Raw genomic sequence first — 13775 nt, forward strand, 5'->3', positions numbered from 1 at the left:
AAGTTTTCCTACAATGGAACGACGATGTACGACTTGCTGAAAACCATCGACGACCCGGCGGCCTTGCGCCGCCTCGATCGCCGCCAACTGCAACCGCTTGCCGACGAGTTGCGCGCCTTTGTGCTCGACAGCGTATCGCAAACGGGCGGCCATCTTTCGTCCAACCTCGGCACGGTCGAGTTGACCATTGCGCTGCACTATGTGTTCGACACGCCGCGTGACCGGATCGTCTGGGACGTCGGCCATCAAACCTATCCGCACAAGATCCTGACCGGCCGCCGCGACCAAATGCACTCGCTGCGTCAGCTCGGCGGTATCTCGGGCTTCCCGAAGCGTGACGAGTCGGAATACGACACCTTCGGCACCGCGCACTCCAGCACGTCGATTTCGGCTGCGCTCGGCATGGCGATCGCGAGCAAGCTGCAGGGCGAAAACCGCACGGGCATCGCCGTGATCGGCGACGGCGCGATGACGGCCGGCATGGCCTTCGAGGCGCTGAACAACGCCGGCGTCGAAGACGACGTGCCGCTGCTGGTGATCCTGAACGACAACGACATGTCGATTTCGCCGCCGGTCGGCGCGCTGAATCGCCATCTGGCGCGTCTGATGTCGGGCCGCTTCTACGCCGCCGCGCGCGCCGGTGTCGAACGCGTGCTGCGCGTCGCGCCGCCCATGCTCGATCTCGCCCGCAAGCTCGAAGAGCACGCGAAGGGCATGATCGTGCCGGCCACGCTGTTCGAAGAGTTCGGCTTCAACTACATCGGCCCGATCGACGGTCACGACCTCGATTCGCTGATCCCGACGCTGCAGAACATCAAGGAACTGCGTGGTCCGCAATTCCTGCACGTCGTGACGAAGAAGGGCCAGGGCTACAAGCTGGCCGAGGCCGATCCGGTGCTGTATCACGGCCCGGGCAAATTCAATCCGGCGGAAGGCATCAAGCCGGCTACCACGCCGTCGAAGAAAACCTACACGCAGGTGTTCGGCGAATGGCTGTGCGACGCGGCCGAGCTCGATCCGCGCGTGGTGGGCATCACGCCGGCCATGCGTGAGGGCTCGGGCATGGTCGAGTTCGAGAAGCGCTTCCCGGAACGTTACTTCGACGTCGGTATCGCCGAGCAGCACGCGGTGACGTTCGCCGGCGGCCTGGCCGCGGACGGCATGAAGCCGGTGGTCGCGATTTACTCGACCTTCCTGCAACGTGCTTACGATCAGTTGATCCACGACGTCGCGCTGCAAAATCTGCCGGTGGTGTTCGCCATCGACCGTGCGGGTCTGGTCGGTGCCGACGGCGCCACGCACGCGGGTGCTTACGACCTGGCGTTCCTGCGCTGCATTCCGAACATGACGGTGATGGCCGCGTCGGACGAAAACGAATGCCGTCAGATGCTGTACACGGCGTTGCAGCAACCGAACCCGACAGCCGTCCGCTATCCGCGCGGCGCGGGCACGGGTGTCGCAACCGTCAAGCAGATGGCTGCGCTGCCGATCGGCAAGGGCGAGATCCGTCGCGAGACTTCGCAGCCTGCAGGCAAGCGGATCGCGATTCTGGCGTTCGGCACGATGGTCGCGCCGTCGCTTGCCGCGGCTGAGCAACTGGACGCTACCGTCGCGAACATGCGCTTCGTGAAGCCGCTGGACGCGGATCTGGTCCGCCAGCTCGCCGAAACGCACGACGCCATCGTCACCGTCGAAGAAGGCTGCGTGATGGGCGGCGCGGGTTCAGCCTGCGTCGAAGCGCTGCTTGAAAGCGGTGTATTGCGGTCGGTATTGCAATTGGGCCTGCCCGATCAGTTCATCGATCACGGCGATCCGGGCAAGCTGCTCGTCGCGTGCGGTCTCGACGCCGCGGGCATCGCCAAGTCGATTCGCGAACGCTTTCTGTCGAGCGGCGCGGTCGGCGGTCAGTCGTCGGTGAAGCGCGTCGCTTAAAGCGTTACATTGAGCGTCGTATCAGGCGGCGCAGTTTGCTGTCCGAGCCGCGCTGCTATCGCGGCCATAGCAATCTCCAACTTGAATCGATGGGCCTTCGGGCCCATCATCCAACGCCGGCCGGGGCCGGCGTTCGCCGTTGCGCGACCTGATCCGCACGGCCGCCGAGCGCCTCCGAACTGTCGATTCGCGACAATCCGCGGCAGCCTTCCAAGGTGACTTCCTGCGGAGCGAAAAACCTGCGCGGCCCGGCGTTTTCTGGAAAGGACAAGACAATGAATCAGATGAATCCCGCCTTTGTGATGCCCGACGTGCAAAGCACGCCCGATACGCGTCAGATCCCGATTCAGCGGGTCGGCGTGAAGGCTGTGCGGCATCCGTTGACGGTGCGCACGCAAGGCGGCGACGTCCAGCCGACGATTGGCACGTGGAATCTCGACGTGCATCTGCCCGCTGACCAGAAGGGCACGCATATGTCGCGATTCGTTGCGTTGCTTGAAGAGAACAAGGCGCCGCTCGAGTCGGCCACGTTCCGCGCAATGCTCGCCGCGATGCTGGAGAAGCTCGAGGCCGAGGCGGGCCGTATCGAAGTGTCGTTCCCGTATTTTGTCAACAAGACCGCGCCGGTGTCGGGTGTGCAAAGCCTGTTGGACTACGAAGTCACGTTGACCGGCGAGACCCGCAACGGCGCGACGCGTCTGTTCTTGAAGGTGCTGGTGCCGGTCACGAGCCTGTGCCCGTGCTCGAAGAAGATCTCGCAGTACGGCGCGCACAACCAGCGCTCGCATGTCACGATCAACGCCGAATTGGCCGGCGACGTGGCCGTCGAGGAACTGGTTCGTATCGCTGAAGAAGAAGCGTCGTGCGAACTGTGGGGCCTGCTGAAGCGCCCGGACGAGAAGTTCGTCACCGAGCGCGCCTACGAGAATCCGAAATTCGTCGAGGATCTGGTGCGCGACGTCGCGCAACGTCTGAATGCGGACGAGCGGATCGTCGCGTATGTGCTCGAAGCGGAGAACTTCGAGTCGATTCACAATCACAGTGCGTACGCTGTGATCGAGCGGGATAAGCGGGCGGTTTGATACGTTTATCAGCCCACGCTGGTCGCCAACGAAAAAGCCGCTCTACGTGAGCGGCTTTTTTACATGCGCTGAGCTTTAGCACTTCCGAGTTCAGCGTGCGAGCGACGTCAGATCCCAGCGCGGCTTCACCGTGAACGCGTAGTCTTTGCCCGACTGATCCGGCCAGCGTTGCAACCGCAACGCGCCGGCTAGCGCAATCATCGCGCCGTTGTCCGTGCACAGCGACAAATCCGGGTAATGCACATAGAAATTGCGCTTCTTCGCCGCGGCGGAAAGCGCCTCGCGCAGTTGCCGATTGGCGCCCACGCCGCCAGCCACCACCAAGCGGTTCAACTTGGTCTTTTTCAGTGCGGCCAGCGACTTCACCGCCAGCACTTCGACCGCTGCGTCCACGAAACCGCGCGCCAGATCGGCTTTTGCCTGCTCGCAGATATTCGCGCCGCCGAGTTTTTTTGCCTGCGTGAGCACGGCGGTTTTCAACCCGCTGAAGCTGAAATCCAGGTCGCCGGAATGCAGCATGGGGCGCGGCAGTACCACCGCGCCGGGCGTGCCGAATTCGGCCATGCGCGACACTTCCGGGCCGCCGGGATAACCGAGTCCGAGCAGCTTGGCGGTTTTGTCGAAGGCTTCGCCGGCCGCGTCGTCCAATGTCTCGCCGAGCGTTTCGTACTCACCGACGTCCGTCACGCGCATGAGTTGCGTGTGTCCGCCCGACACCAGCAGCGCGACAAACGGAAACGGCGGCGGCTCGTCCACCAGCAGCGGCGACAGCAAATGCCCTTCGAGATGGTGGATGCCGATAGTCGGCTTGTCCCACGCCATGGCCAGCGAATTGGCCACGCTCGCGCCGACCAGCAGCGCACCCGCGAGGCCCGGCCCTTGCGTGTAGGCGATCGCGTCGATGTCGCCGCGCACCGCGCCGGCCCGGTCCATCACTTCTTCCAGCAACGGCAGCGCCCGCCGGATGTGGTCGCGCGACGCCAGTTCCGGCACCACGCCGCCGTATTCCCGGTGCATCGCGATTTGCGAATGCAGCGCGTGCGCGAGCAGGCCGCGCTCTGTGTCGTAGAGCGCGAGACCGGTTTCGTCGCAGGAGCTTTCGATGCCGAGAACGAGCATGATGGATGGTTGGGTTTGAACGGCCACGGCCGTGCGTGACACTGCAAATACGACGCGCAGGGACCGTCAGGCACGCGGCCGAGAAAATGAAAAGCCAAGCCTGAAAGTATAGCAGTGCCGACAAGCCGCCGCAGACGCGCAGGTACAATGCGGCCCCATGGAATCCTTCGATATCGCGGTAATCGGCGCAGGCGCGGCCGGCATGATGTGCGCGGCCGTGGCCGGGCAACTCGGCCGTCGCGTGGTGCTGATCGACCACTCGCAGCGTCTCGCGGAAAAAATCCGCATTTCCGGCGGCGGCCGGTGCAACTTCACCAATCTGTATGCCGGCCCGGCCAATTACCTGTCGGCCAACCCGCATTTTTGCCGCTCGGCGCTGGCGCGCTATACGCCGCGCGACTTCATGGCGCTGCTCAAGCGGCACCATGTGACGTGGCACGAGAAGCACAAAGGGCAGCTCTTCTGTGACCAGTCGAGCGACGCCATCATCGACGTGCTGAAGGCCGAGTGCGACGCGGGCCGTGTCGCGTGGCGCACGCCGTTGTCGGTCGAGCAGGTCCGCCAGGACGCGGACGGCCGCTACGCGCTCGACACCCTGTCGGGCCCGATCACGGCGCATGCGCTGGTGATCGCGACCGGCGGTCTGTCGATCCCCAAGATCGGCGCGACGGATTTCGCTTACCGTGTCGCCAGGCAATTCGGCCACAAGCTGATCGACACGCGCCCGGCGCTGGTCCCGCTGACCTTCGCCGCGTCCGACTGGGAGCCGTTCGCGGCGCTTTCGGGCGTATCGCTGGAAGTGCAACTCGCGACGGGCAACAAGAAGACCGGCGCGGAATTCGACGAAGATCTGCTGCTGACGCATCGCGGCCTGTCCGGCCCGGGCGTGCTGCAGATTTCGAGCTACTGGCAGCCCGGCGAGCCGATCCATATCAATCTGCTGCCGGGGCACGACGCCACCTCCGCGTTGCTGGAAGCCAAAACCGGCACGAAGCGGCAGATCGCCAATCTGCTATCGGAATGGGTGCCGCAGCGTCTTGCGCACGTCTGGCTGGAAACCCACCAGATTCCCGCCGACGCGCGCGTCGCCGATCTGCCGGACAAGACCCTGCGACGTGTCGGCGAAGCCCTGTCGCGCTGGACCCTCACGCCCAACGGCACCGAAGGCTACCGCAAAGCCGAAGTGACACGCGGCGGGGTGGACACGCGCGACCTGTCGTCGGCGACGATGATGAGCGCGCGTGCGCCGGGTTTGTACTTCATCGGCGAGGCGGTCGACGTGACCGGCTGGCTCGGCGGCTACAATTTCCAATGGGCGTGGGCGTCGGGCGTGGCGGCTGGACAGGCCGCCGCAGAGTACGTTCAGGGGGCTTGACGGCGCATTAGCTTTGTGACAAAGCTCTGCTATACTCCTGAACCTTTACAAAGTTCCGTTATTGAAAAATGACGACCATCCGCGTAAAAGACAACGAGCCGTTTGAAGTTGCCATGCGCCGTTTCAAGCGCCCCATGGAGAAAACCGGCTTGTTGACGGAACTTCGCGCTCGCGAGTTTTACGAAAAGCCTACGGCTTAGCGCAAGCGCAAGAAAGCGGCTGCGGTGAAGCGTCATTCAAGCATCTGCGTAGTCAGATGCTGCCAAAAAAGTTCTACTGATTCTGGCGTTGCCGCGGTTCCCGTCGAACGGAGCGGCGACATCCAACCGGTGAGGGCGCTGCAGGCGCCATCACGGAAAACACGGCCCCTTTGGGCCAGCCGGCAGGGTCGCATACATTACGCATACCGCGCCAACCCGCTTGAGGAAGCAGTCCCAAGCGGGTATTCGTGTTGATGCAGTCGGACCTGCCGGATTTTCAAATTCCAACGCATTCAGGTGAGTGATGAGCCTCAAGGACCAGATCAACGACGACATGAAAGCCGCCATGCGGGCCCGTGAAACCGAGCGTCTCGGCACGATCCGCCTGCTGCTCGCCGCGATCAAGCAACGCGAAGTCGACGAGCGCGTCACGCTCGACGACGCCGCGATCACTGCTGTCATCGACAAAATGATCAAGCAGCGCAAAGACTCGATCAGTCAGTTCGAAGCCGCCAGCCGCACGGATCTGGCCGACAAGGAAAAGGCCGAATTGGCGATTCTGTCCGCGTATATGCCGGAGCAGATGTCCGAAGCGGAGATCGTTGCCGAAGTGCAGGCCGCAGTCGCGCAAACCGGCGCTGCGGGCCCGCAGGACATGGGCAAGGTGATGGGCGTGCTGAAGCCGAAGCTGGCCGGCCGTGCCGACATGACCGCCGTTTCGGCGCAGGTCAAGGCCGCGCTCGCGAAGTAATTTTGTCTATCGCGTCTGCGCGCACCGTCGCTCGACGGGCGGCGCGCGCGGCGTTGAGCTTTTCAGGTAGCGTCATTTACTGTGATTCCTCCGTCATTTCTGCAGGACCTGCTCAACCGCGTCGATATCGTCGACGTGGTCGGCCGGTATGTGCAGCTGAAAAAGGGCGGCGCGAACTTCATGGGGCTGTGCCCGTTTCACAACGAGAAAAGCCCCTCGTTTACGGTTAGTCCGACTAAACAGTTCTATCACTGCTTTGGCTGCGGTGCGCATGGCACGGCAATCGGGTTCCTGATGGAACACGTTGGCTCGTCGTTCCCCGAGGCCGTCAACGATCTGGCGCAATCGGTCGGCCTGACCGTGCCGAACGAGCCGTCGCCGGGGTATGGCGGGGGCGGCGGGTATGCGCCGGCGGCGTCCAAAGCGGTCACCACGGCGCTTTCCGACGTCATGCAAACTGCCTGCGACTTCTACCGCAAGCAACTGCGCAGCGCGCCGACCGCGATTCAGTATCTGAAGAAGCGCGGCTTGACCGGCGAAATCGCGGCCCGCTTCGGGCTCGGCTACGCCCCGGACGGCTGGCAGAACCTCGAACCGGCATTTCCTAACTATCGGGACGATTCGCTGGTCGAGTCGGGACTGGTGATTGTTAGCGAAAAGTCGGACGCGCAGGGTCAGAACCGCCGTTACGACCGCTTTCGCGAGCGGATCATGTTCCCGATCCGCAATGTGAAGGGGCAGGTGATCGGCTTCGGCGGCCGGGTATTGGACAGCGGCGAGCCGAAATATTTGAATTCGCCCGAAACGCCGCTATTTAACAAAGGCAGCGAGCTGTATGGGCTATTCGAGGCACGTCTGGCGATTCGCGAACAGCATTACGTGCTGGTGGTCGAAGGCTATATGGATGTGGTCGCACTGGCTCAGTTGGGGTTCCAGAACGCGGTCGCGACGCTCGGCACGGCCTGCACGCCGGTTCATGTGCAGAAACTGATGCGTCAGACCGATACGGTCATTTTCAGTTTCGACGGCGACTCGGCGGGGCGTCGCGCCGCGCGCCGCGCGCTGGACGCCTGTCTGCCGCACGCGGCCGACAATCGCACCATCCGCTTCCTGTTTCTGCCGTCCGAGCACGATCCGGACAGCTACGTGCGCGAATTTGGCACCGAGGCGTTTGCCGAGCAGGTCGAGCGCGCTATGCCGCTGTCGCAATTCATGCTCAATGAAGTGCTGACCGGCAAGGAACTGGATCAGCCGGAAGGCCGGGCCCGCGCGCTGTTCGACGCCAAGCCCTTGTTGCAGGCGCTGCCGGCCAACGCGCTGCGCGCCCAGATCATGCATATGTTCGCCGACCGGCTCGACGTGCCGTTCGACGAAGTGGCGGCCCTCTGCGAGGTCGATTCGAGAATCGCGGCGGCCGCCCGTGCTGCGCCGGCCCGCAAAGACCGGCGCAGCGTGACCGGGATCGAAGAGAAAACGCTGCGCAATCTGGTGATGTACCCGCGCACGGTGGCGGTGCTCGACGAAGACGCCGAACAGGCGCTTCTGTCGGTGACACGGCACGGCGAGCTGTTCGAAGAAGTGACGACGCACGCGCGTGCGCTGGGCGATTCGGCGGAGTTTCAGTTGCTGTCCGATCTATTGCGAAACGGCGCAAACGCCCCAACTTTCGAGGAAATCTTTCGCAAAATTCTAGACTATGATGAAAATGTCCGGGATTTGCTGCTGAAGGACCCGGAGGATGCGACCGTCATCGAGGAACGGCGCGAGCAGGAGCGGATTGTCGGCGAGGAATTGAAAGCCGCCATCCTGAAGATGCGGTACGACGCTTATTGCGATCGTCTTGAACAACTTTCGCGGCAATCCCGGCACACGCCGGAGGAGTTTGCGGAACTGTCCGAGTTGAACCGGAAGCGGGCCGACATGAAGCGCCAGCTGGGGCTCTAGGCGGGTTGCCGAGGGTCGGAGTGGTATAATAAAAGGTTTCCAGCGGTTTGTTTTTCAAAGGGTTTTCCTAGCAAAGGCCGATAGGCGAAGGGCGATGCGATGGCAAAGACTACAGGCGGAAATAAAGCGGCAGGCACAGGCTCGAAGGAGCCGACCCGAAAGAAGGTCACCGAGGCCAGGCTAGATTCTTCCGCCAGAAAAACGTCTACCGTCAGTGTTGCACCGGTTGCGGGGAAGAAATCCTTGACCAGTTCGGCTGCGCGAGCGGAGCCGGTCAAGGCAGCGAGAGTGGTATCACCACCGGTCACGAAGCGGCCGGGTGTCAGAAGCGCAAGGGAAGCGGTTGTCGCGCAGGACGATGCGGCAGTCCGCGAGGTTCCAGTATCCACGGTTCAACCGGCTGGCGTCCACCAGCCGCGAGTCGAGACTACAGCCGGTACGGCGAACTCCATGACGAAAAAGCTGAATGAAGTACCCGTCGATGACGAAGCAACCCAAAGCGAAGAAACCCCTGCCGCCGCGGCTCCGGCCAAAGTGGAAAAGGTCAAGGCTCGCGACCGTCGTGCAAAGGAAAAAGCGCTGCTGAAAGACGCGTTCGCGTCGTCACAGCCTGGCACGGTCGAGGAACTCGAGGAGCGTCGTTCCAAACTGCGCGCGCTGATCAAGCTCGGCAAGGAGCGCGGCTTCCTCACGTACGCCGAAATCAACGACCACCTGCCGGACAACTTCACCGAGACCGAGGCGATCGAAGGCATCATCAGCACGTTCAACGACATGGGCGTGGCGGTGTATGAACAGGCCCCGGACGCTGAAACGCTACTGCTGAACGACAACGCACCCGCCGCTTCGTCGGACGACGAAGTGGAAGAGGAAGCCGAAGTCGCGCTTTCCACCGTCGACTCCGAATTCGGCCGCACCACCGACCCGGTCCGCATGTACATGCGCGAAATGGGCACGGTCGAGCTGCTGACGCGCGAAGGCGAAATCGAAATCGCCAAGCGGATCGAAGACGGGTTGAAGCACATGGTGATGGCGATCTCAGCGTGCCCGACCACGATCGCCGACATCCTCGCCATGGCTGAGCGGGTCGCGAACGAGGAAATCCGGATCGACGAACTGGTCGACGGTCTGATCGACGCCAATGCGGAAGACGCGGACGGCTTCTCCGCGCAAGAGGCGGAAGCGATCGAGAGCGACGAAGAAGAAGTCGAAGAAGAGTCCGACGAAGACGAGGAAGAAGACGACGGCACGGCGCAAGCCACGGCTAACGCAGCGCAGATGGAAGCGCTCAAGCGTGCGTCGCTCGAGAAGTTTGCCCTCATCAGCGAATGGTTCGACAAGATGCGTCGCGCGTTCGAGAAAGAGGGCTACAAGTCCAAGTCGTATTTGAAGGCTCAGGAAACGATCCAGAACGAACTGATGACGATCCGCTTCACCGCGCGTACGGTCGAGCGTCTGTGCGATACGTTGCGCGCGCAAGTGGACGAAGTGCGCCAGGTCGAACGTCAGATTCTGCATACGGTGGTCGACAAGTGCGGCATGCCGCGTGCGGAGTTCATCGCGCGTTTTCCGGGCAGCGAAACGGATCTCGAATGGGCCGACCGGATTGTCGGCGAGGGTCACGCCTACAGCGCGATCCTCACGCGGAACATTCCGGCTATTCGCGAGCAGCAACAGCGTCTGCTGGACCTGCAGGCGCGGGTCGTACTGCCGCTGAAGGACCTGAAGGAAACCAACCGTCAGATGGCTGCCGGCGAACTGAAGGCGCGGCAGGCCAAGCGTGAAATGACCGAGGCGAACTTGCGTCTCGTGATCTCGATTGCGAAGAAGTACACGAACCGTGGTCTGCAGTTCCTCGACCTGATTCAGGAAGGCAATATCGGCCTGATGAAGGCGGTGGACAAGTTCGAATATCGTCGCGGCTACAAGTTCTCCACGTACGCCACGTGGTGGATTCGCCAGGCCATTACGCGTTCGATCGCCGACCAGGCGCGCACGATCCGGATTCCGGTTCACATGATCGAAACGATCAACAAGATGAACCGTATCTCGCGTCAGATTCTGCAGGAAACCGGTCTCGAGCCGGATCCGGCAACGTTGGCCGAGAAGATGGAAATGCCGGAAGACAAGATCCGCAAGATCATGAAGATCGCGAAAGAGCCGATCTCCATGGAAACGCCGATCGGTGACGACGACGATTCGCATCTGGGCGACTTCATCGAAGATACGAACACGGTGGCGCCGGCGGATGCGGCTTTGCATGCCAGCATGCGCGACGTCGTGAAAGACGTGCTCGACTCGCTGACGCCGCGCGAAGCGAAGGTGCTACGCATGCGTTTCGGTATCGAGATGAGCACCGATCACACGCTCGAAGAAGTCGGCAAACAGTTCGACGTGACGCGTGAACGGATCCGTCAGATCGAGGCGAAGGCGCTGCGCAAGCTGCGTCATCCGAGCCGTTCGGACAAGCTGAAGTCGTTCCTCGAAGGGAATTGAGCGACGCTGGTGGCGTGTAGTAATCCACATAGCGGTTTGAAGGGGCTTCCCGGTTGTTTCGCGAGAGCGAGGCGGTTGCGGAGGCCCCTTTTTCGTGTAGTATGTCGGCCAATCAATGAATCGGCCCGGCCTTCAAGACCGGGTCTTTTTCTTGGGCCGGACGCCGTGCTGGTTGCAGGCAGCGGACTCATAATCCGCCTCCGAAAGGACACCGTCGGTTCGAATCCGACCCGGCCCACCATAAACGTAAAAAGGGTTTCGAGACTTCGAAACCCTTTTTCGTTTTTGCGGCTTGAAATCAATAACGGCGTGCGGCGATAAGGCGCTTACGCCGCGTGATTAATTCGGATTGGCGTATGTCGATACGCCTTGCTATCTCCGCCAGGCCATCGTGCCGTTTCAGGGTTTCTCGTTGGCGGTCAAGCGCACAGATTGATCCGCGGCGTTCCGCTAATCTCACCCCGGTACGATCCTGAAATCCGTCCTTGCCCGCGTGGCACGTGGTTTGCTCAGTGTCGGCGTCACGACCGTACCCATAACGAGAACTATCATGCGACCCGACCACACCGTTACCGAATTCGTTCCGCCTCAATCGTTGTTGGCTTCATCCGTGGAAGACGGCGGGGAAGCCGTACCGCGCAGGCAAATTTCTGTGCTGACGCGCGCGACGTTCTGCTTTGCCTGGCTATTTGGACTCGAGCCGTTCCTGAGTGCGTCGGCGGACGAGGTGCCGCGCTCCCGGCTGGACCGCCACTGAATTCACAAGGTAAGCCTTGCCGGTAATTAGGGAAACTCCGTGTAAAAAATGGCGCTGCTTCGCCGTTAAATGAAGACGGAAGGCTGTTCGATGTTTGCCGTCCGCTTTCAGCACGGGTTTTTGTCACGCGGCGGTCGGCGCCGCAATTTACCTCCGGGCAATGCCCGTGCCGAAGGCTTTACTGTTGACGCGCGCGCTTGTCGCAGCGCTGACTGGACGTGAGCGACTAAAGCCGGATTTCATCAGACCGCCCCATGGCGGTTTTTTCTTGGGCGGCCAAATTATGGCAACGCTTGGCCCAGCGGCATCCGGGCCGCGCGAATTGACCAAGAATTGAATTCGCGGCTACTTCCGTTGTAAAGACCTGTAAAGACATTAATGACTCGCATCAGATATCGCGAGTTAACCGGCATTTAAATGCAGGGACCGTATTTTCTGAATTAAGTTCCCGTCTTTCTAAAATAAATTTACTCCCCTCTGTAATGGGCACTTTCTCATTGCCTCATTTTCGAGCAATATACCGGCGCTCGTCGCTATTGGGTCCGACCCGATTACGTCACGGGTATTAAACACTGTTGCATACGCACAACTTTTAATATTGAGAGATTGCAAATGACTTGTGGCTAGAGCAGGCGTCAGACCTTTGCGATGTTGCGATAAATGCATGAAAAACAACGACTTAATGCCCAGTGCGCTCGGATTGTTGCGGATTCTGAAAAATCCTGTTGTGTAAATTGCGGGCGTTACCACCAGGGTCGCCCCCTACACTCACGCTTCGTTTCAAGGGTGCCCGGCTGCCGAGCGGAAAACGGTTCGGCGAACACGGGCAGCAGTGGATGCAACGCATGCGCTGCTGAGGCAGGTCCCGCTCCCCGCGTAAATTTATCGAACAGGAGTCCCACGCATGAAAAAGAGTCTCATCGTTGTTGCGGTTGCCGCATCGTTCGCATCCGTCGCTCACGCACAAAGCAGCGTGACCCTGTATGGTTTGCTCGACGCAGGCCTGACGTACACCAGCAACGTCAACCACAACGCAAAGTACTCGGCAGGTAGCGGTGGCATCAACCAAAGCATGTTCGGTCTGCGTGGTTCGGAAGATCTGGGCGGCGGTCTGAAGGCAATCTTCACGTTGGAAAGCGGCTTCAACATCAACAACGGCAAGTTCGCTAACAACAACGGCATGTTCAACCGTCAGTCGTTCGTCGGTCTGTCGAGCGCGCAATTCGGTACGGTCACGCTGGGTCGTCAATATGACGCAGCACAAGACTACCTGGCACCGCTGACCGCAACGGGCAGCTGGGGCGGTACGTACTTCGCTCACCCGTTCAACAACGACAACCTGAGCACAAACGGCGGCTACTCGGTCAACAACTCGATCAAGTACTCGAGCGCTAACTACGCTGGCTTCACGTTCGGCGGCACGTACGGCTTCTCGAACCAGGCTGGTGCATTCGCAAACAACCGCGAATACAGCGTTGGTGCTGCATACCAGTGGCAAGGTCTGCACCTGGGCGCTGCTTACGCACAGCAAAACAACCCGGGCGCAGGCAACGGCGGCGCGTCTGACGGTTCGTACGTCAACGCACTGGCAGGTAACGTCGGCAGCTTCCGTCAGCGTGAATTCGGCTTTGCTGGTTCGTACGCATTCGGTCCGGCTACGCTGGGTCTGGCATGGACGCAATCGCGTTCGGACAACTTCGTCGGTGGTGCACAGTCGCTGCGCGCTAACAACTACGAAGTCAACGGCAAGTACAACCTGACGCCGGCTATGAGCCTGGGCGTTGCGTACACGTTCACCGACGGCAAGGGCTACGGCGTTGCTGCCAACGGTGGTTCGGAATCGGTTCGCTACCACCAGATCGGCGTGCAAGCTGACTACTCGCTGTCGCGTCGTACGGACGTCTACGCTCAAGCCGTGTACCAGCACGCAATGGGCGACGGCGGTGTCGCTTCGATCTACAGCGGCGACAACTCGCAACTGCCGTCGTCGTCGAAGAACCAGACGGCTGCTACGGTCGGTCTGCGTCACCGCTTCTAAGCTTCCACCGAAGCTAGTTGTTGTGGAAAAGGTGCCGTTCGCGGCACCTTTTTTTATGGGCGAAAGATATTGATGAGCGGC

Annotated in this window: 10 protein-coding genes, 1 tRNA gene and 1 pseudogene; 10 read left to right on the forward strand and 2 right to left on the reverse strand. The window is 61.2% G+C overall.

All coding sequences use genetic code 11. From position 1 onward, the window contains the following. Positions 1 to 24 precede the first annotated feature (24 nt). Together dxs and folE2 are read left to right on the forward strand one after the other, a co-directional pair. Positions 25 to 1932 (forward strand): 1-deoxy-D-xylulose-5-phosphate synthase, encoded by a 1908-nt coding sequence (gene dxs / locus B0G83_RS27355; RefSeq protein WP_105510598.1) that lies wholly within the window; start codon positions 25 to 27, stop codon positions 1930 to 1932. Between the two features lie 275 nt (positions 1933 to 2207). Beyond that, a complete protein-coding gene (folE2, locus tag B0G83_RS27360; RefSeq protein ID WP_105510513.1) occupies positions 2208 to 3014 on the forward strand; it encodes a GTP cyclohydrolase FolE2 in 807 nt (268 codons plus the stop codon). A gap of 90 nt (positions 3015 to 3104) precedes the next feature. Here the strand turns inward: folE2 and tsaD are convergent, their stop codons facing one another. Beyond that, positions 3105 to 4133, reverse strand: a complete 1029-nt coding sequence (tsaD, locus tag B0G83_RS27365) for a tRNA (adenosine(37)-N6)-threonylcarbamoyltransferase complex transferase subunit TsaD (RefSeq protein ID WP_105510514.1) — start codon at positions 4131 to 4133, stop codon at positions 3105 to 3107. A gap of 157 nt (positions 4134 to 4290) precedes the next feature. Here tsaD and B0G83_RS27370 point away from each other — a divergent pair, with 157 nt between their 5' ends. The 4 genes and pseudogenes from B0G83_RS27370 to dnaG all read left to right on the forward strand — a co-directional run bounded on the left by B0G83_RS27370 (position 4291) and on the right by dnaG (position 8403). Beyond that, positions 4291 to 5508, forward strand: coding sequence for an NAD(P)/FAD-dependent oxidoreductase (locus B0G83_RS27370; RefSeq protein WP_105510515.1), 1218 nt, complete (start codon positions 4291 to 4293; stop codon positions 5506 to 5508). A gap of 68 nt (positions 5509 to 5576) precedes the next feature. Beyond that, a pseudogene (rpsU, locus tag B0G83_RS38925) lies at positions 5577 to 5788 on the forward strand (30S ribosomal protein S21). A 224-nt stretch (positions 5789 to 6012) separates the two neighbouring features. Beyond that, complete coding sequence (locus tag B0G83_RS27380; protein WP_105510516.1) at positions 6013 to 6459, forward strand: GatB/YqeY domain-containing protein; 447 nt, start codon at positions 6013 to 6015, stop codon at positions 6457 to 6459. Between the two features lie 81 nt (positions 6460 to 6540). Further along, complete coding sequence (gene dnaG, locus B0G83_RS27385) at positions 6541 to 8403, forward strand: DNA primase (protein WP_105510517.1); 1863 nt, start codon at positions 6541 to 6543, stop codon at positions 8401 to 8403. On the opposite strand, the gene B0G83_RS39605 is transcribed toward dnaG, so the two are convergent. After that, entirely contained in the window at positions 8400 to 8792 is a 393-nt protein-coding gene (locus tag B0G83_RS39605) for a hypothetical protein (protein WP_374954947.1), read from the reverse strand. The genes dnaG and B0G83_RS39605 overlap by 4 nt on opposite strands. Here B0G83_RS39605 and rpoD point away from each other — a divergent pair. From rpoD to B0G83_RS27405, 4 genes are all read left to right on the forward strand, one after another. Next, positions 8692 to 10899, forward strand: a complete 2208-nt coding sequence (rpoD, locus tag B0G83_RS27390) for an RNA polymerase sigma factor RpoD (protein ID WP_374954946.1) — start codon at positions 8692 to 8694, stop codon at positions 10897 to 10899. The two genes, B0G83_RS39605 and rpoD, sit on opposite strands and share 101 nt — an antisense overlap. Before the next feature lie 153 nt (positions 10900 to 11052). Continuing rightward, positions 11053 to 11140: transfer RNA gene (locus B0G83_RS27395), tRNA-Ile, on the forward strand. Positions 11141 to 11449: 309 nt separating this feature from the next. Further along, positions 11450 to 11656, forward strand: coding sequence for a hypothetical protein (locus B0G83_RS27400; protein WP_105510599.1), 207 nt, complete (start codon positions 11450 to 11452; stop codon positions 11654 to 11656). Between the two features lie 904 nt (positions 11657 to 12560). Next, positions 12561 to 13694, forward strand: a complete 1134-nt coding sequence (locus B0G83_RS27405; protein ID WP_035561201.1) for a porin — start codon at positions 12561 to 12563, stop codon at positions 13692 to 13694. Positions 13695 to 13775 lie beyond the last annotated feature (81 nt).

Source organism: Paraburkholderia sp. BL21I4N1 (genome assembly GCF_002973525.1).
Lineage (GTDB): Bacteria > Pseudomonadota > Gammaproteobacteria > Burkholderiales > Burkholderiaceae > Paraburkholderia.

What these genes read in the sequence shown, in the direction of transcription:
- tsaD (WP_105510514.1), bottom strand. Translation starts at nt 4,133, where the DNA reads ATGCTCGTTCTCGGCATCGAAAGCTCCTGCGACGAAACCGGTCTCGCG.
- B0G83_RS27380 (WP_105510516.1), top strand. Translation starts at nt 6,013, where the DNA reads ATGAGCCTCAAGGACCAGATCAACGACGACATGAAAGCCGCCATGCGG.
- folE2 (WP_105510513.1), top strand. Translation starts at nt 2,208, where the DNA reads ATGAATCAGATGAATCCCGCCTTTGTGATGCCCGACGTGCAAAGCACG.
- B0G83_RS27405 (WP_035561201.1), top strand. Translation starts at nt 12,561, where the DNA reads ATGAAAAAGAGTCTCATCGTTGTTGCGGTTGCCGCATCGTTCGCATCC.
- dxs (WP_105510598.1), top strand. Translation starts at nt 25, where the DNA reads ATGTACGACTTGCTGAAAACCATCGACGACCCGGCGGCCTTGCGCCGC.
- B0G83_RS27400 (WP_105510599.1), top strand. Translation starts at nt 11,450, where the DNA reads ATGCGACCCGACCACACCGTTACCGAATTCGTTCCGCCTCAATCGTTG.
- B0G83_RS27370 (WP_105510515.1), top strand. Translation starts at nt 4,291, where the DNA reads ATGGAATCCTTCGATATCGCGGTAATCGGCGCAGGCGCGGCCGGCATG.